Genomic DNA, 19,120 nt, shown 5'->3' with positions numbered 1-19,120 from the left:
TTTTGAAAACCCTAATATTTTTATCATGACCAAAACATTGAAGTTGTTAGTGGCTGTTGCAGGAGTGCTGCTAACTTGTTTTTCTGTACTGAAAGCGCAAACCGGGAAAACTTCTCCCGGGAAAGAAGATGTAATCCTTATGCTGAGCGGGGAAGAAAAGCACGGCAGGATCACGGAAATGCACGCTAACACCATTAAATTTGTTCATACCGGGGAAACGCTCGTCTATGAACTGAAAAAGGCGGAGATCAACAAAATCACTTTTTCCAGCGGCAGGGTGGAAGTCGTCAGCAACCCGTCCGCCAACGCCGGCACATCAGCAGCCGATGCCGGCCGTCCCATTGAATCAGGACTGGTGGCTATTCTGCCGTTTAAATATATTGCGGTGAATGAACCGCTGCAGCAGGTCATCGAAAAAGGAGAGAAGCTGCAGAACGATACCTATGTGTTCCTCAGCAAGCGGAACGGACAGTACAGGTTCCAGGACCCCAACACCACCAATGCGCTGCTGTACAAAAAGGGCATTGACGCCAACACCATCAAAGGATACACCTACGACGAACTGTGCAAGGTATTGGGCGCCGAATTCGTGTTGCAGGGTACCCTGTCCCGCAGCGTGAAAGAAAGCGTGAACTCTTCCAGCACCACTACCTCCCAGTCGGAGGGCAATAAACGGCAGCGCGATAATTCCGCCAACACCACCGTGGAGAACCAGTACGAGAATGAGGTGACGCTGGGTATTTTCAACAAACAGAATGAGAAAATATTTGCCAACAGGCGTACGGCGTTTTTAAATAACGAAGGGTCTTACCACGACGCCCTGTTTTATATGCTGAAAAGAAGTCCCGTATATAACAAGTAGTAACGATGAGATGGAGGTGGTTTACTGCCTCCATCTTCCTGTCAGGTTTTCAAACAGAGGTGCGGGATAAGGAAGAGATCGGGAGATTAAAACCGTAGTTGACATCCGGTAAAATCTCCGTACTTTTACTGTCTATGCCTAAAACACGACTCTATAATTGGTTGATTATGGCTTTCTCGGAACCATTCTATAGCCTGACGGAGACCTTTTATTACGATAAAAGAGATAAGGAATTTTACTCTATCCATTTTGCGGATTATATGTTGTTGAATGACGACCTTTCACTAAATGAAGCCGCAACTTCCTCTTACCCTGATGGGATAGCGGCGCTGATCGCGGATAGAATCGGCAGAGCGGAGAAAGAAGATGAAACGATCATCGTTATTCCCAGCCTGGATCTTGAAAAGAGGAAGGCCGTCATGCAAGAATTTATCACTGGCATTTGTGACGAAAGGTTGTTGAATATACTGAAACAGCGCATAAAAAATCATGACGGATCTCAGCGGTTTGACTTCTATTTTGGTGAAGAAGCGACTGATGATGTGATAACACGATGGGAAACATTGAAAAGAGACAGAGTGATTACCGTTATTCATCAGTTTATGGATTATCACCGAATTGATTTGGAGGCATCGCATGTTTGGGATATTGGCGATAGTTTCTCCATCGACCTTGATTTAAGATAGTGAAGTACGCTCCGGTTTGTCTTGCCTGGTAGTCCTATGATTTCAGAAAGTTCGTCCGCATCCCCGGATGTGGAGGAAAGTGAATTGAGTTATAGGAACCAGCTGGTGACCAGCAGACGGAAACTATAGATACTATACGCCCACCTGCATTGAGGTGGGTTTTTTTATGCAGTTTTTTGCATTTAAGTCAAAAAGGTTTTACATTCATTATCCGGACAAATAACCATATCCTTAACGGCAGCTATCTTATTGAAAACGTCATGTCTCTTTTTTATCCGCTTTTTTTTTTCGGTATATCCTATCGTTGACCAATAAACTATATGCTTATGTCTTACTACAAAGATGCGCAGATGGCGATTCCGCAGGGAGAAATGCCTGTGATGGAGCTGCATAACAGCAGCCCGCTGCAGGCGGCCAGTCTGAACAATAATCAGCCGGTATGGCAATCGGTATTCGTTAACCTCTGTCAGCAGGCAGACAACGGGCAGTCGACATCGGTGTTCGTCCTGTATGGCAGCAATCAGAAACTCGTGACCAGCATGGACCAGTTGTTTCTCCTGAGCACGGGACAGCTGATCCGTGCCAGCAAACTTGTTCCCGGCACCCATGAGCTGATGGATAAAGACGGAAATCCTGTGGCCATCATGCAGGTATCCATGGGCACCTTCGGAGAGCCGTTGTACAGGCTGGCTGCCAATCCTCCCTATGCCGGAAATCCGGATGGGCATTTATTGCTGGCCAACGGCGTGATCGCCGGTGATTTCATTTTAAACATGAATGCAGAGGAGCTGACCGCCAAAGGTTTTGTGGCCGATCCCCAGGCAGCCTCCCGCGTCTGAGCAGCCAATAGCAGGATTACCGGCGTGCCTGACCGGCAGCCGGTAACCGCTAACACACAACATTGCCTGAATAGTTGATCGACTGTCCATCATTCCCTGGTTAGAGAATAATAACGGCAATGCTATGATGACTTAAATGAATTATAACGCCGGGTTATTGGAGTAGTCTGTCCACAGTTGATCGACCGATTTGCCGGTAAGCTGGTTCCAGGTGTTGCCGGAGTAGGTTTTATTACGCAGCGCGGTGTTCAGGTCGTCGACAATGGTGGCCCTTACATGGAGTTCCAGCCATACGAGGAAGCGTGCGGTTACCCGGTATGCGTCTGTATAGGACTGGGAGGAAGACCAGGCTGGTAATGACCAGCCGGCCGGCCCGTTGTTGACGCCATATTTATAGCGTACATAGTCGGCGATGCCTTCCGTCAGCCAGCCGGGCGTACCACCGGTGTATGCCTGTACCACATGCATAACTTCATGGGTGAGTACGTCTACGTCCTGCGGATGGTTGGCCATCCAGGCGGCGCTGTAGGTGACCGTCGTACCCGACGTATAGGCGACGCCGTTGTAGTTAGGATCGATCACAAAAGTAACCTGTTTCGTGGCGCCTGTGTAAAATCGATTTAGCAATTTTGGATAAATACTGAAGTACATGTCCACGAATTTTTGACGGGTAGCATCGTCAAAACCGCTGGCATTATTGGTAAACGTAAGCTTATACCCGTTGCTGGTATAAATAACGGTGCCAACGGGCGTGGTGGCGGCGGCGGTTACCTGTTTGTTGCCGGATAACGTGGTTTGTGCGGTTTCTTCCCCGGGAGGGGTAAGTGATGATTTGCTACAGGCGGAAAATGCGAGAATGGAGGCTGCACTGAGTGCAATGCATAACGGGTTTGAAAATTTCATTGGATGTTGGGTTTCGTAGGGGCAGATAAACGGTCGATCAATAGTAAGATATTTATATCCCCGGAATTATCCTATACACATCGTCTAAACATGACAATTTGGTGATACTGCTGAAGGACCCTGTGTTGCTTTGTTTCAGATAATGGTCAACTGCTGCGCTGTCATCGCGCCGGAAGGTGCAGGCGCCGGAAGACAGAGAAAACGCCGCCCGGTCCGGTAGTTGAACTGAAGCGGCGTTTTTATTTATTCCCAGTCTGCGGTCGTTTGCCTGGTAGCAACATTGATACGCGTGAACATGTTCATGGCAGCAACAAACACTACAATGGCGGCGCGTTCCGCTTCGTTATAATGATTTGCCAGTGTTGACCAGAGGGCGTCAGAAACAGAATCATATCTCTCTTTTAATAGCGTGATAGCTTCTGTAACCTCCAGTGCCGCTCGTTCTGCTTCATTGAAAGCTGTCGATTTCTTCCAGTCCAGCACTTGTTCTATTCGTTTTCCAATAACCGGGTCCTCCCCGGCGCGGACAAAAGACTGATCGATGCACAGCTCGCAATTGTTCATCTGGCTGACCCTCAAACCGAGGTATTCCAGCAGTTCCAAAGAAATACCGCTTAGGTAGATCGAAGACATCATAGACTGAATGGCCGGATTAACATTCAATACCTTCGCTGGATTTTTCATTCTTGCTTCCATTTTGTCGTTATTTAAGATGAGTATGGCGCCTCTTGAGGCGTTTATCTATATGTCTACCGACGAAGACAAAATGGGACGTGTGACGGCATATTTTTTTTTGAATTTTTTTTGATCATGCCAAAACACCGTGTTCAAAACGGGGGACCGGTTCCACTGCTTTGACAATATTATGTCGTTGGGTCATGTCTATGGGGTAGTTTTTCCGGACGCGCTTGTAGGAATAGAAACTGTTCATAAACAGCGACAGCAGGAAGGCGCCCCGGCGGAGGGTGAACAGGCCGCGGAGTATCCGTTTACCGGCGTACCAGGGAGAGAATGATTTTTTCCATAATGTCCGGTGGGCCTGCAGGAGTTGGTCCGCATCGATCTTTTTAGGGGTAAAAGCCACATTGTAACCGTTGTAGTAATTCCAGTTCCTGTCATCCATGATCCGTCCTTCCTGGCGTAACGTATGGTAGATGGGCGTGCCCCTGAAAGGCGTCATGATGCTCAGGAAAGGTACGTCTATGCCTATTTCCATCAGCTGGTCCGCCATATGAACGATACTTTGTTCATCGTCGTGATCGAAGCCGGCGATGAATCCTGCCATGACCGCAATGCCGCGCCGGCGGATGGCTTTAACGGCAGCACTGTAGTTAGCTATTTTGTTTTGCCGCTTGTTGGCGTCGGCAAGGGAGTCTATGCCGAAGGATTCAATACCAAGGAAAACGCCAATGCAGCCGGATGCCTTCATCAGGTCCAGCAGTTCGGGATCTTTGGCGATATCCATACTGGCTTGCGTGAGCCACCATTTCTTTAACGGGATCATGCCTTGTAACAGCTCGCGGATGTAAGGGCGTTTGATCGTGAGGTTATCGTCCCAGAACCAGACCACTTTCCGCTGCCACCAGTAGTCAAATTGATCGTAACCTGCATCGCGCAGCACATCTTTCACGGGCCTTAGCCGGAAGCCCGGGTTCAGTGACGGGACGGTGCAGAAAGAACAGGAGAAGGGACATCCCCTGGTAGCCTGTATTACTTTCCTGATAAAAAATTTGTTGGGCAGCAGGTCATACCTGGGAGTGGGCAGGTCCTTCATGTCACAGGGGCCGCCGGTGTATACCTGTTTCAGTTGTCCGACAGCCGCATCTTTCAGCAGTTGTGGCCAGGCGCTCTCGGCTTCCCCGGTGACGATGGCGTCGAAGTATTCCAGGGCTTCGGCCTGACAGTAGGTGACGTGCGGTCCGCCAGCCACGACAGTCTTTCCCCTTTTCCTGAATTCCACTGCCAGCGCGTAGGCCGCCATGGCGAAACCACTGAAAAAGGAGATGGCGATGAGGTCAGCGTCCGTTTGGGTGTTGATACGGTCTACCTGCTGGTGGTACACCGCCACCGTATGTTCCGCCGGCGTGATAGCGGCCAGGTGGATGCCGGTTATGGGCGGTACAAAATCATATTCGTGGCCGAATTCGTATCGCTGGACGTACGCAATGATAATGTCTATTTTCATAGCACGTTTTTTAGAAGGCAATACAAAAATATAAATATACTTTGAAATACAAAGCACTTTTTATTTTAGAAATACAGGGTAGGATAACATCTCCCTGAGAGGAGAGGAAGAGATACCGAAACCACTTTATGAAAAACACAGCATCCGGCGAAAACCTGTTGAGATTTAACCTACGTACATCTACGGAGTTATCAAATTCCCTGTTTCTACGCTTACCTGCTTCCGTAGAAGCGGCTACTTTTGTATTGTAATTAACCGGTTAACCCCAACTTCAATTAATCACCAATTTAAATTAACCCTCATTTATGGACAGACTTCTACCGGGACAATCGCTCCCAGTGGGCGGGACATTGACTGCTCCCAACGAAAAAACTACTTTGATATTACAAGGCGACGGTAACCTCGTGTTGTACCGTACCGGTAACATACCCCGCTGGGCATCCAATACGGACGGCCGCCAGGTGGACATACTGGAAATGCAGGAAGACGGTAATCTTGTAATGTACGGACCAGGCCACAGTTACGTCTGGGATTCCGGCACGGATCGTCATTACGGCGCCTGGCTGATATTACAGGATGATGGCAACCTGGTGATTTATGACACCAATGGTCATCCGTTATGGTCTTCCGACACGTGGATCAGGCAACATAGCGTACCGGGATTTAAACCCAGCATCCATGCGTTTCACTTTAATAACAGCGGTTTTCCCAGCTGCCCGCTGTTTAACCTGATACCTCCCATTCCTTTCGCTGATATCAGGATACCTATCGGCAACGCTTCCAACGGCGTATGCGGCGGGATGGTGTTTGCCGTGCGTGACCTTTTTGAAAGCAACCAACTGCCGCCGGCCACCAAGGTATCCCCCTGCGGCGGCGGTTTATACAACTACCTGGTGGACCGCTTTATGGCCAGCTTTAACCTCCCCGGCGGTATCGCTACTTATATGACGCTGATGAACCCCGCGCTGCCGGACCATGAAACAGACATGAGCAAAATAGGGCTGGCGCCGCGCGGCAGGGCATGGCGCATGATCAAAGATGAATGGCCTAAGATAAAACGTAAGCTGGACAGCAACCAGCTGGTGCCGCTTGCGCTGGTACAAACCAAATCCCTCAATCCATTCGACCTCGGAAAAAATCACGTCGTGCTGGTTTACGGTTACGAACTCGATGGCTCCGACCTTTCTCTCAAAATATACGATCCCAATCACCCGGACGTAGACGATGCTACCATCAGCCTTTCCATTGCCAACCCCAACCACACGACGGAGGTGTTCCGTTCACACAGTACCAGTAAGCGTATCTGGTGTTTCTTCCAGCCTTTCTACAGCTTCAGCCGGCCTGCTTTTATACATGCGGCCAGCGGCGTGGGAAGCTAGGCCTCGCATATTATGGGAAAGATTGCCCGGATCCATGATGACTTGGGTAGAGCGAAATGAACTAAAAAAAGTCCGGCCCGTGAAATGCACGGGAGCATTATCACGGGCCGGACGATCATAAAACGAAAAACTTACTCTACTACTATCTGTTGCGTTTGCCTGTCTCCGTTAGTGCCAACTACCGTCAGGATGTAATTCCCCCGTGGCAGCGTGATGGTGTGCGTGGTGGTGCCCTGGGATACCTGCCATACATTTTCCTGTACTCTTCTGCCGGAAAGGTCTACAATGCTGTATCTCATTATCTGTTGCTGTTTGCTGCTGATCTCTACCTGTAGTTTGTTGTTGGGAGATGGGTTGGGATACACTTTGCAGGTGAATGCCGGTGATGCTGTTGTCTTACTCTCTGTTACAGCTGTCGTCATCAGGGCGCCGGTCACTACTTTGAAAGTGTCGGTGACGCAGATGACGGGCGTAGCGTTGTCGTTAACGGTATACACGGTGGTGCTGCTGGGCGTAACCGTTCTGCTGCGACTGGTGGAGCCGTCATCCCATTTGTAGTTGCCCGGCCAGGAAGCGGTGAGGGTGAGCGGCTGTCCGGCAGTAGCGTTTACCACAGTGGTTTTGTTGACGTCTTTCATGATCGTAAAGCGGTCTTTAACGGTTTTGTCTGCCGCGATGAACTTCGCATCCAGGCGGTTGCCTTCTATTTCCAGCAAGAGAGAACCACCGGTAGTGGCATTGGAATAATAGGAAGACGCGTGCGGGAAAGAAGAAGAGGTACCGCCTACCTGTCCGGCGGAACCGGCCACCACGTATACCGTGCCATTGTTGGTCTTTGCGGACCTGGACACATAGGGGCAGGAGCTGGTGGTGCTGTCATATTTCGCGCTGCTGTTGCTGACGGCATGCTGCGAGAAGGAAAACGTGTTTTCCAGCCCGTAGTGGCCGCGGATAAAATAAGAGCGCTCATAATCGTGACTGTGGCCGTTGAGGATGAGGTCTACGCCGTTGCGTTCCAGTATGCGGATGAGGTTCTGCCTTACCTTTACCAGTTCACTTTCCGTATCGGAGTTGTGGCTGCCCATAGTGTAGGGGGGATGGTGCCAGTAGGCGATCGTCCATTTACGGGTATTGGCGGCGAGGTCGTTTTTAAGCCACAGTATCTGCGCGCTGGTAGTATCGTAGAAGCGCTTGCTGCTTTCTCTTCCGTAGGAGTCCAGGCAGATGAAGTGGATGTCGCCGTAATCGAAGGAATAGTATTCTTCCTTACCGGATGCAACGCCGCCACACTCGCCGTTTTTCGGAAGGGTGAAGTTGGCGAGGTAGGGGATATTGTGATCATCCTGCCGGGACGGGTCGTTGTCATAGTCGTGGTTGCCCAGCGATGGGAACAGCAGGATATTCTTCAGCAGATTGTCTTTGTATATGTTAAAGAAGTTGGATTGATACTCATTGTCAAAACCGCCGTCATAGGCATTGTCGCCGAGCAGTAACCAAACGTCGGTATGACCGGCGCCTACATAGTTCATATAGGCGTCCCGCACTTTTGTCTGGTTGCTGGAGTTGTTGCCGCAGTCGCCATAGGCGGCAATCCTGATTTTTCGTGTAGTAGCGGCGGGAGGCGCGGTATTGAAATAGTTTTTGTCAGTAGCTTCCAGTACGGCGGTGGTAGTGCCTATGCTGTAATAGTAGCGGGTGTCCGGCTGCAGGTTGGTGAGCCTCACTTCATGTTCGGTGGAGGAGGTAGTGTTCACCACGCTGTCGGTGAGGCTGCCATAGGTGGTGCCGTATTTCACCTTGGTGTTGCCGGCCGTGGCGGTGCGCCAGCGGATGGTGACGGCCGTCTGGTTACCCATTTGCAGGTAAGGGCCCCGCACCACGGACGCGGAGGAGCTGCCGGTATTGCCTTTCAGTTGCAGGTCAAAGGAGATGTCGCTGCTGGTGACCACCTGCTGGTGGATTTCCACGGCGATCGTGTTGCTGCCTTCCACGAAGGCCGACACGGGAATGGTGGCTGTCTGCGTGGAGGCGCCGTCATCGCTCGCATCGCTGGAGGCCTTGGTGGTGTAGGAGATCGTGCCGGTGGGCATGTTGTCCCGTTTTACTTCGGTGCCGTTGACATATACTACGATACCGTCGTCTCTTCTGAATTCGAGGGTGAAACTGGTGTAGTTGCCAAGGCCGCTGAGATTGAACTTCTTCCTGAAGTAAGTGGTGACGTATTTGTTGGACGAGCTGCTGCCGTAACTGACAGTAGTAGCCTCGTCACCGTCGCCATAGCCCAGTTCAGCAGGTCCTTCCTGCCACGAGGCGTCATTGAAGGAGGCCGATCGCCAGGAAGTGCCCTGGTTGGAGCCGTTGTCGAGGTATTTCCAGGTGGAACCAAAAGGGACCAGTGTGGTCTGGGCCTGTAAGGTGAGGCCCAACAGGGCGCCACAACAGGTAGCGATGCATGATTTCGCAATAGAGGACAAGCATGGGATCATGGGATGAGATTTAGGTGTTTGGATGTTGATAGATCGATTTAGATGGATTTAAATGAAATGAGATGTGGCTGAATCGTCTGAAACAGAATAGGTTGATGTATGAAGCTCAGGGTTTCCGGGGCGCGCATGGCTGCTTCATTACAGGTCTGGTGTAAAAACATGTTCCGGCATTGAAATTAATTATAATTTTCATATTTTACAATACCCGGTTTAAAATTCCTGTAGCACCATATGAAAACCATTTTGTCTTCCCTCTTGTTAGCCGCACTAACGTTTATGCAACTACGCTGGTCGCCCGCGCCGGCGACCGTCAAACCTGCCGCCGCGCTGGAAACCTGGTTCAGTCAGCAGATGGGCGTTGTGGGGGACAGCCTTCAGCAGTTACAGCTGGCTATCCGCCGTCACGCGCCGGCCGCCACCCGGCAGCGGTTGTTCCGTGCTGCGCGCCGCGCCTACAAGCGCACTGAATTCCTGACGGAGTACTATTACCCGCATTTAATCCGCAGTATCAACGGTCCGGCTTTACCGTTTGCGGACGGGGAAAATTCCCGGGCGATACTCGCGCCGCAGGGCTTCCAGGTGATGGAAGAAAAATTATGGGCGCAGCCAATACCTGACAAAGAGCTGCTGGCCGCTGTGACAGCGCTCCGGGAGCAGTTTACGGCCCTGCAGTCACAAACGGACCCCTACGGCTTTATGGACGCTTATGTGCTGGATGCCATGCGCTTTGAGATCTATCGTATCATCGCACAGGGTATTTCCGGCTTTGATTCGCCGGTGGCTTTGCTGTCTATGGAGGAAGCCGCAGCGGCGCTGGAAGGGGTGGAGCACGCCGCAGCCCTCTATGCCGGCAGGCTGACGGATACCACGGTGAAGCATACACTGGGTGCCCGCTTTAAAGCGGCACAACAATACCTGTTGCAACACACGGATTTCAATGCATTTGACCGGCTGCATTTTATTACCACTTATGCCAATCCCCTCAGTGCCTCATTGTTGTCGCTGCAGCAGCAGCTCTCCCTGCAGGTACCGCAGGAAAGGAGGATATTGTCGCCCGATGCACCGCACCTCTTTGCCATGCGGTACTATAACGCCAACGGCTATTCGCCCAACTACGAATCAGATCCCACGGAAGCACGGATACAACTGGGACAACGGTTGTTCTATGATCCGGTATTGTCCGGCAACCTGCAGCGCTCCTGCGCTTCCTGCCACCAGGCTTCCAAAGCATTCACCGACGGGATGGCAAAGAATACAGCACTGGGCAGCAAAGAGACTATTGCCCGTAACACCCCCACACTGCTGAACACCGCGTTCCAGTCCAAACAGTTCTACGACTCCCGCGCTATTTTCCTCGAAAACCAGGTATCGGACGTGGTGCACAACAAACGGGAGATGAATGGCTCCCTGGAGCAGGCAGCCCGTACACTGAGGAAAGACAGCGCCTATATTCGTCTGTTTAATAAAGCTTTCGCGGCAGGAAACAACAACATCACGGAGGAGAACATTGCCAACGCGCTGGCTTCTTTCCTGCGTTCGCTCACCAGCCTCCAATCCCGCTTCGACGGCTATATGAACGGAGATACCACGGCGCTGAACGCCACTGAGAAAAAGGGCTTCAACATCTTCATGGGAAAAGGCAAATGCGGTACCTGCCACTTTGCGCCGTTGTTCAACGGTGTAGCGCCGCCTTATTTCGCGGAGCCGGAGTCGGAAGTGCTGGGCGTACCCGCAAGTAACCGTCCGCATGCACCACTGGATAAAGACCCCGGGAAGTATGTACTGTATAAGATCAGCATTCATCGCTATGCTTTCAAAACGCCTACGGTACGTAACAGTGCGCTCACCGCTCCGTATATGCATAACGGTGTGTTCCCTACGCTGGAATCGGTGATCGACTTCTATGACAAAGGCGGCGGGGCGGGACTGGGCATTGCGCCACCCAATCAGACCTTGCCTGCCGACAAGCTGCAACTGACATCACAGGAGAAAAAAGCGCTGGTGGCTTTCATGCAGGCGCTGACAGATACCAGTAGCTGGAAAGCGGCTGTGCGGTACTGACCGGCGTTTTTAATTGCTGCGCTTTCCTTATCTTACAGCCTTATTTACGGCTTTACATACTATGAAGTGTACATTTTTGAGAGGCCTTACTCCCGGCCTGTTATTTTCCATTGCTTTGTTGACAGCCTGTAACGGGGGCCAGAAAAAGAAGGACCATCAGCAAGGTTCCGCCACCGCCACAAGGGCAGACTCGCTTTCCCGTCAGTCACCGGGAGAAACGTTATCCACGCAGGCTTACGTTGACGGCATCGTCAGCAGGAGAAAGGCGATAGAACAGCAATTGCCCGGTATCAGCGCAGATGCTGCGGTACTGTTATACCGTTCGCTGGCGCTATATGTAGATACGGCGCTGACCAGCATTAGCAACAATGAAGGTGGCTGGCTGGACAAGTACGTCAACTACTACTCCGAGGAAAAAAACAAGGTGGTGCCGCCCGACAGCGTGCAGCGGACTATCGGCCTGCTGGCCACTGCCGGGATAGAACCCTGGGGGATAGGCGAGGGATATACCGTGCTGCGCACCGTTCCTGATTTTTATACACGGCTCTTTAAAAATTCGTTACCGCCGGATTACAGGAGCTATCTCCGGCTAAATGCGGATGAAGATACCGTGTTGTACAGCGCCGATGCCGGGCTGTCCGTGCCTTTCAGCGAGGTTGGCCAGCGGGCGCTTCACTGGGAGCAGTTTATAGAAGCTTATCCCAACAGCATCCTGGTGGCTAACGCGAGGGAGAACTATGACCGTTATTGTGAAGACTATCTCTTCGGACAAGACAATACCCCCAGTTTTGATAGTCGCCAGGACATCAGTTCGCTGGTCCCCGAAAATAAAGCGGAATATCTCTCCTTTGTACAAAAATATGGCAACACCCGGACGGCAGGAGTGGTAAGGCTTTTCCTGGAAAAGGTCAATACAGAAAAATCGGTCGACGGTCTGCGCCAGGTGGTCCGCAATGAAATCAGGCAGTTATTCGACGACCGCGTAGAGCTGTTACAGGCGCCTGCGGATTTCGGTGCGGCGCAGATAGCGCAACTGACCAGGCCGGTGTATGATACCGTTCCGCCGGAAGCCGGTCCTGATAAGGTGGTGCGCGGACTGGACTCTATCGTGTATTTCCGGCTGGATGGCAACGTGTACTGCACCGCAGTGTTCACCAACGGGGTGCCGGACGGCGGAGCGCCTGCTACCGGCTGGATGGACGTCTGGGTATTTAAACAGGCAGGCAGCAGCTGGCAGGCCGTGGCCCATCAGCTGAATGCCGGCGGTGGCGGTATGTATGGCAATTCCGGTTATTTCAGCGGTCTCGTAAAGCTGGGCACGCATCGTATAGGCATTATGGTGTCCGGCGGTATCACTCACATGGGCAGCAGCATATCCTGGGATGACGTGCTGGCTTTTTCCAACGACCAGCTGACGGCCGCTTTCACCATTACCACCAGTGACGCTTACGATAATGCCAACGGCATACAACGTTGTCATTTTAATAAATGGCTGATGCGTCCTGCAGGGCAGGAGGAGAACTATCAGCTGCTGATTATCAGCGGCAGCTGTATGGATGGCAGCCTGCCGCTGGAGAAGACGGTGGTGCCGTTTAAAAACGGCGGTTATAATGTGCCGGAGAAATTTCTCGACAGGGGAATTTAATGCAGCACCCGGTGCAGGAAGTTGATCATAAGCGCACTGATTTCTTCGAAATGGCTTTCCAGCGCTTTGTGGCCGGCATCCAGGATATGGATCTCCGCATCGGGGAGATCGCGCTGGTAACAGGCTGCTTCCGCAACGTTGAAATAGGCGTCGTGCCGGCCCCATATCACCAGCGCCGGAAGTTGCGTCTGCCGGAAAAAGGCCTGAAACAGGGGAAAGTATTCCCGATTGGTCCGGTAGTCTTCAAACAAGGCGAAGTGCGCATCGATATGGCCCGGACGGTTCATCAGCGCCCAGTCCAGCGTCCAGGTGTCTGGACTGAAAAGCGGCAACTGTTCGTCAGGGATGCCGGCAAGATATTGCTGCCGGGTACCTTCTGCGTTTAGCCATTCCGGTAGCCGGTCCCTGTTTTCCTGCGTCGGGTTGTCCCAGTAGGCTTTGGTGGTGTCCCACTCTTTGCCCAGACCTTCTTCATAGGAGTTACCGTCCTGGAAGATCAGGGCGGTAATTTTCTCCGGGTGCATCAAAGCTACGCGCATGCCTATGGTGGAGCCGTAGTCATGCAGGTACAGCGCAAATTTTTGCAGTTGCATTTTTTCTACAAAAGCGGCCACAATACGCGCAATATTTTCAAAAGTGTAGGAGAAACTGTCCGCCTGCGGATACGAGCTGTAGCCGAATCCGGGAAAGTCGGGTGCAACGGCGTAGTAGCCTTCCCGTGCAAGCGCCGGCAGCAGCCTTCTGAACATGTGGGAGGAACTGGGAAAGCCGTGCATCAGCAACAGTGCAGGATGGGCAGGATCTCCGGCTTCGCGGTAGAAAATGTTCAGTCCGTCTGTTTCGAGGGTTTTATACAGTACCTTTTCCATACAATGGTGTCATCATATTTTGTGCCGGAGGGGGAAGGTATTGAATTCAATTTCCTGCCAGGATGTCGAAGCAAGGATGTGAATCATTTGTATATATACGACCCGGCGCGGCCGTAAATTATCGCGACTTCTATAGAGTGGCAATGGAGGATACGTTGGCAGTTAGGGGCAAGCGTAGACTGATGTGGTGTAAGAAAAATTTCAAAATGATAAGATATAAGTGAGATCAAACTGGGCAGTGCTGTGGCCAGGGCGTATGAAGGTGCTTAGGATTTATTACTTCCAGGCCTAACAGGCTTCTATAAGCCCCTCTATGTGAAAATACATCTTTCCGACTAAGACAATAATTCCAACCTCTTTTTTGCCGGTTTATTTTTTTTACTTAATTTCATTCAGAGAATGCTGAAGGATATAAAAGCGCTGGAATGCTTATCAGTGCTGCAATATCCTTCCTATGGAACCCGTGTTAAGCTCAAAGTGACCATATTATTTAGTTTGTAGTCCTGACTATTGTTTAAAACCGGTTAATTTTCCTTTTTAGTTTGATTATACATCTTTTTTCCTGTGTACAGGAATGATTTCTCCTTCTTATTATTTCACCACAAAACGCTATTTTATGGGTATTATCGTATTTTATGAAGGCAACAATGGCTCCCAAAACATTGTTCAGACAGTTGAAGACACCCCGGGACAGAACTTCCAGCCGGTAAAAAATGATGAAATCCGCTCCATGAAACTGTATGGCGTACGCGCAGGCTGTGAAATTACGGTGTACGACTCACCGGACGGTGCTACGAACGATGATTTTACCATCGTCAATGTAAAAAAGATATCGCCGGAGTATACGGTCAATACGTTTGAACGTAGTTATGAAGATGAGTACGTGGTTGTGTCTTTCATCCAGAACAACGGGCTGGATGGCAAGATCTCCCGCATCAGGATCAACTAAGAGCGGCACCTTACAGTCAGGCCGGGTACAACAGACAGGGCTTGGCCTGACTACACTTCCCGCGCGGCAGCCCGACAGCATATTTTTTAATACTATTTTAATTCGCGCCCTATTTACATATATTTGCGGCGAGTTAAATCAGGATTGCGGATGTCCTGCTGTCATGTTGTTCGAGCTTTATCTTTACGATGAACCTTATTGTCTGTCTTCACCTATGCTTGCTGCATTTTATGCCGGCGACGCCCAGTCTCCCGGCGGATACCGCAATATATTACGCTGTCAGGCACTTCACGGATGAGGATGGATTGCCTCAAAACAGTATCAAAGGCATTGTACCGGATAAAAATGGTTTTCTGTGGCTGCCTACAGAAAACGGCCTCACGCGGTTTGATGGCAGCTACTTCTTTAACTTCAGCACCGACAACCTGCCCGGACTGAAAAGCAGCAGGATGGGACGGACGTATCCCAGTGACACTGCCATCGCTGTAGAAAACGATATCGGGGAAATACTGACGGTCACCCAGAGCAGGGTGAAACATATAGGCCGAACAATGCCTGGATACGAATACCAGCGGTATAAAGCCAGCAATAAGGATTATTATCCCATCCGCGGATGGCCCGACGACTATGGAGCGCATTTTGCCAAAATATGCCCGGTCGTTATGCCGCAGACTTCCGAAACTTATTTTTCTGTTTACAGGGATACCATCTCCCATATAAATAAAGGGAAGACAGATTATCGCATTGTTCAGCCGCAGCTGGACCTGCTGCGTTTGTTCGTTTGCGATAGCCGGCTGTTTTACCTGAACAAAGACGGACATATCATCGGGTGGCATAAAGACCAGCCGATGAAAATTACGCTGACAGGCGACCTGCTGTCGGACACAGCGTTCAGCAAATGTAAAATGGAGCTGTACTGGAACCTTGCGGCACGGCAGGTTTTCGTGTATACGGACCGTGCCTGTTATCTGCTGCAGCCCCAGGCGCATGGTCGTATGCATAGTGTTATGGTGGCGAAGGATTTTGACATGCATCAGGCTTACATCACCGCTGTCTATTATGATCAGGCAAACAGGCGCGTTTTCCTCGGCAGCTCTACCAAAGGCCTCTATATCTATACCAGGCAGCAATTTACCGTCCGTAAATCGGATGCTTCGGAAGAGGAGGTTTTTTACGCCCAGGCTCCCTTCTCCGGTAATGCGGTGATAACAGCCACCGGGCTTTCGTTCGGAAAGAACGGAAAATACAACTGGCTGCCGCTGTCGTATGGTGAAGATACCCTGGAGAAATATGCGCTGGCCCGCGATCAGCAGGGCAGGTACTGGGGAAGGAAAGGCTTTTCACTCGTCGGCGTATCTCCCGACTTCAGTAAAGTGGTACGCAAAATTGAATTACCTTATCTCATCGGCACCGTTTATGCCGGCCCAAATGGAAACATATGGGTAGGTGGCCAGTTTCCGGGACTGTATTATTTGAACACCACCTCGCCGGATGACACCCTGCAGTTCCTGCCTGCCAAAGTTGAGGACGTTACCTACATCAAAGAAGGACAGCTTCCCGGCCTGCTATGGGTAGGTACCAGCAAAGGCCTGTACCGGGTACACCTGCCTTCCGGACGTACAGACACTATCCGCGGACTGGAACAGGGAAACATACGAAGCATCTATGTGCCCAGGCAAAAAGAAGTCTGGATCACCACCTATAACAAAGGCGTTTTTCTCTACCGTAACGACCGGCTGGTGGCCCTGCCGCTGGATGGCCAGCGGTATATGATCACTACCCATTGTATTACGGAGGATTACGAAGGGTATTTCTGGCTGACCACCAACAAAGGCCTCTTTCGCGTCAGGCGGCAGGATATGCTGGACTATGCCGACGGAAAGCAGCGCGACGTGTTTTATTACTATTTCGGGAAAGACCAGGGCTTTAATACCAACGAGTTTAACGGCGGCTGCCAGCCCTGTGCCTTTAAATATGAGAACGGAGATATCTCCCTGCCTTCGCTGGACGGACTGGTGCAGTTTACGCCGTCGGCTGTCCGGATGGAGATGCCCGACCAGAAAATCTTCGTCGACTGGATGGAACACAACCTGAAGCAAACGGCCGCGGACGACCACTTCGAACTGCCTAACGGCTTTAAAACCTTCCGGTTGCACATCAGTTCCCCTTATTTCGGGGACCAGCGGAACCTGTATTTCTACTATAGCCTGGACAAAGACGGTTGGCAGGAAGAAGAAATATGGCTGCCTGTAAACAGCGACAGGACCATCACGCTGTCGTCGTTGCCATCCGGCGATTATAGTATCCGGGTCCGAAAACTGAAAGGTTTCGGCAAAGACCAGTACATCGAAAAAGTGATCAGAATTCGCGTGCAGGAAGCCTTCTACGAGAAAGGATGGTTCAGGTTAGCGGCCTTGTTCGCTCTGATCTGCCTGGTTATCCTGATTTATAAAATACGTGTCCGGCATATACAGGAACAGAACAAACTGCTGGAATTAAAAGTCCACAACCGCACGGAGAAGCTTGAGGAAACAATGGCCATCTTACAGGAGTCAGACGAACAGCTCCGTAAGCAGGGCTTAATGCATAAACACCTGCTGACGGCCATTACCCATGATATCAAAACGCCGCTGCGCTTTTTGCTGCGCGTCAATAATAATGATCCGTCTTCAGACAGGCTGAAGGAAGAGGAAATAAAAACGGTTACCTACGAGAGCCTCTACCGTATGCACTACCTGGTGGATAACCTGATCCATTATATGCGGACTACCTACCAGACGGGAGAATTCTCAGAAGAAGTCATAGACCTGCCCTGGCTGGTGGAAGAAAAGATGGCCATCTTTAAGCCGGTGTCTGATTCAAAACGCATCCAACTGATGAATCACGTTCCTCCGGGAACGACAGTGGTGGCCAATAAGCTTCTCCTGACAGTGATACTTCATAACCTGCTGGATAACGCCGTTAAATATACGGTCCACGGAAGCGTAACGGTGACGGTGGAAAAAAGCGGGGACCTGCTCACGATACATGTGTCAGATACCGGCAGCGGTATGCCGCAGGCAGTCGTGGACTGGATGAACCAGCCGGAAAATGACGGTACCGGTCATTCCATCAGCACAGGGATTGGCCTGATACTCATCAGGGAATTGCTGCCGGCGATCCACGGCCGGTTGACCGCCCGCCCGGGAAAAGAGCGGGGTACTATACTTTCATTACAGCTTCGCCGATATGACTGGTAGCCTGGTACATATGTGCTTTCTCCACTAAAGCGATCACATTTTTGACCCCTGTTTTTTCGAAGATGCGCGCTTTGTAAGTGCTCACCGTGGTCAGCTGCAGGTGAAGCATCTCCGCAATTTTTATCAGCGGAAGGCCTTTTATCAGCAGGTTCATGACTTCAATTTCACGTCCGGAGAGTACGGCGAACGGATTCTGGTGAACTTCCTGTTGCCGGGTGTACTTGTTGATAAGCTGTTCCCTGACGGCTCTGCTGATATACTTTTCACCCCCCAGTACTGTAGTGACGGCCATCCTGAAGTCGTCGTCCGGGGAGTTTTTTTCAATGTAACCGTCAGCGCCCGTCTGCAGGTAGCCGAGCGCATACAGGATTTCTTCATACGCCGAACAGACCAGTATTTTAATATCAGGCTGACGAAGTTTTACCGCCTGTATCATCTGCAGGTTGTTGCCGCCAGGCATATTAATGTCCAAAATCAGCAGGTCGAAATGCCTGATTTCAATAAAAGAAATGGTTTCGTCAAATGTTTTTGCTTCGGTAACATACATGTCACCAGGCAGAGAGCAGATAATTTGTTTAACGCCAAGTCTTACTATCGAATGGTCGTCTGCAATCAATACGTGTATCATTTCCGTTCAGGTTAGGGCAGGAGGGTAGCATAGATCTTTGTCGGCACTAAAGTAACATATTTTTCTTCCGATGTATATAATTATTCGGGAATTTTTTTAGGATCTCCTGATCAACGGATGACTGCGCTGTAGTATAACTACTACATTGCTATTACAGTAACAACTACAGCCGCGCTTGAATAGTTTTTCTACTTTCGCTAACGGAATTGTTCCGTTGAGTCATGTGAACATTTCTGTGAATTGTAGGATGAACCACTAAGGCCCGTATCCTTTTCTAAAACTTAATACTTTCCTATGGGGAAACTTTACGCGATTACCACAACATGCGGACTTTACCGTTTTGCAATGTCTCAAAAACCATTTTCGTAAGACCAAATATCGTCTGTGTT

At 50.6% G+C, this 19,120-nt stretch carries 14 protein-coding genes; 8 read left to right on the top strand and 6 right to left on the bottom strand.

What is annotated here, in order from left to right:
* Positions 1 to 25 precede the first annotated feature (25 nt).
* From HF324_RS20200 to HF324_RS20190, 3 genes are all read left to right on the top strand, one after another.
* On the top strand, positions 26 to 862 hold the full coding sequence (locus HF324_RS20200) for a hypothetical protein (protein ID WP_168804219.1): 837 nt from the start codon (positions 26 to 28) through the stop codon (positions 860 to 862).
* Positions 863 to 1,029: 167 nt separating this feature from the next.
* On the top strand, positions 1,030 to 1,548 hold the full coding sequence (locus HF324_RS20195) for a hypothetical protein (RefSeq protein ID WP_168804218.1): 519 nt from the start codon (positions 1,030 to 1,032) through the stop codon (positions 1,546 to 1,548).
* Positions 1,549 to 1,874: 326 nt separating this feature from the next.
* Positions 1,875 to 2,387 carry a hypothetical protein gene (locus HF324_RS20190; RefSeq protein ID WP_168860663.1) on the top strand — a complete coding sequence of 171 codons (513 nt, stop codon included), beginning with the start codon at positions 1,875 to 1,877 and terminating at the stop codon, positions 2,385 to 2,387.
* A 141-nt stretch (positions 2,388 to 2,528) separates the two neighbouring features.
* On the opposite strand, the gene HF324_RS20185 is transcribed toward HF324_RS20190, so the two are convergent.
* From HF324_RS20185 to HF324_RS20175, 3 genes are all read right to left on the bottom strand, one after another.
* Complete coding sequence (locus HF324_RS20185; protein ID WP_168804216.1) at positions 2,529 to 3,290, bottom strand: basic secretory protein-like protein; 762 nt, start codon at positions 3,288 to 3,290, stop codon at positions 2,529 to 2,531.
* Positions 3,291 to 3,533: 243 nt separating this feature from the next.
* The gene (locus HF324_RS20180; protein ID WP_168804215.1) at positions 3,534 to 3,986 is read right to left on the bottom strand and encodes a carboxymuconolactone decarboxylase family protein; all 453 of its coding nucleotides are present in this window, start codon (positions 3,984 to 3,986) and stop codon (positions 3,534 to 3,536) included.
* 112 nt (positions 3,987 to 4,098) lie between these two features.
* Complete coding sequence (locus HF324_RS20175) at positions 4,099 to 5,475, bottom strand: B12-binding domain-containing radical SAM protein (protein WP_168860662.1); 1,377 nt, start codon at positions 5,473 to 5,475, stop codon at positions 4,099 to 4,101.
* A 305-nt stretch (positions 5,476 to 5,780) separates the two neighbouring features.
* Here HF324_RS20175 and HF324_RS20170 point away from each other — a divergent pair, with 305 nt between their 5' ends.
* Positions 5,781 to 6,854, top strand: a complete 1,074-nt coding sequence (locus HF324_RS20170; protein WP_193114958.1) for a hypothetical protein — start codon at positions 5,781 to 5,783, stop codon at positions 6,852 to 6,854.
* Positions 6,855 to 6,985: 131 nt separating this feature from the next.
* Here the strand turns inward: HF324_RS20170 and HF324_RS20165 are convergent, their stop codons facing one another.
* Complete coding sequence (locus HF324_RS20165) at positions 6,986 to 9,340, bottom strand: metallophosphoesterase (protein ID WP_168860661.1); 2,355 nt, start codon at positions 9,338 to 9,340, stop codon at positions 6,986 to 6,988.
* A gap of 231 nt (positions 9,341 to 9,571) precedes the next feature.
* Between HF324_RS20165 and HF324_RS20160 the strand changes: the two genes are divergently transcribed.
* Positions 9,572 to 11,401: a cytochrome c peroxidase gene (locus HF324_RS20160; RefSeq protein WP_168860660.1), complete on the top strand. Its 1,830-nt coding sequence runs from the start codon at positions 9,572 to 9,574 to the stop codon at positions 11,399 to 11,401.
* Positions 11,402 to 11,462: 61 nt separating this feature from the next.
* Positions 11,463 to 13,046, top strand: coding sequence for a hypothetical protein (locus HF324_RS20155; protein WP_168860659.1), 1,584 nt, complete (start codon positions 11,463 to 11,465; stop codon positions 13,044 to 13,046).
* Here the strand turns inward: HF324_RS20155 and HF324_RS20150 are convergent.
* The gene (locus HF324_RS20150; protein WP_168860658.1) at positions 13,043 to 13,915 is read right to left on the bottom strand and encodes an alpha/beta fold hydrolase; all 873 of its coding nucleotides are present in this window, start codon (positions 13,913 to 13,915) and stop codon (positions 13,043 to 13,045) included. The genes HF324_RS20155 and HF324_RS20150 overlap by 4 nt on opposite strands.
* Before the next feature lie 616 nt (positions 13,916 to 14,531).
* Here HF324_RS20150 and HF324_RS20145 point away from each other — a divergent pair.
* Positions 14,532 to 14,864: a hypothetical protein gene (locus tag HF324_RS20145; RefSeq protein WP_168804209.1), complete on the top strand. Its 333-nt coding sequence runs from the start codon at positions 14,532 to 14,534 to the stop codon at positions 14,862 to 14,864.
* Positions 14,865 to 15,052: 188 nt separating this feature from the next.
* Positions 15,053 to 18,103 carry a sensor histidine kinase gene (locus tag HF324_RS20140; protein ID WP_168860657.1) on the top strand — a complete coding sequence of 1,017 codons (3,051 nt, stop codon included), beginning with the start codon at positions 15,053 to 15,055 and terminating at the stop codon, positions 18,101 to 18,103.
* Here the strand turns inward: HF324_RS20140 and HF324_RS20135 are convergent.
* Positions 18,066 to 18,731 carry a response regulator gene (locus tag HF324_RS20135; protein WP_168804207.1) on the bottom strand — a complete coding sequence of 222 codons (666 nt, stop codon included), beginning with the start codon at positions 18,729 to 18,731 and terminating at the stop codon, positions 18,066 to 18,068. The two genes, HF324_RS20140 and HF324_RS20135, sit on opposite strands and share 38 nt — an antisense overlap.
* Positions 18,732 to 19,120 lie beyond the last annotated feature (389 nt).

Origin of the sequence: Chitinophaga oryzae, assembly GCF_012516375.2 — a bacterium.
Lineage (GTDB): Bacteria > Bacteroidota > Bacteroidia > Chitinophagales > Chitinophagaceae > Chitinophaga > Chitinophaga oryzae.
The sequence above is the reverse complement of the archived record's forward strand: the minus strand, read 5'-3'. Positions and strand labels throughout refer to the sequence as shown.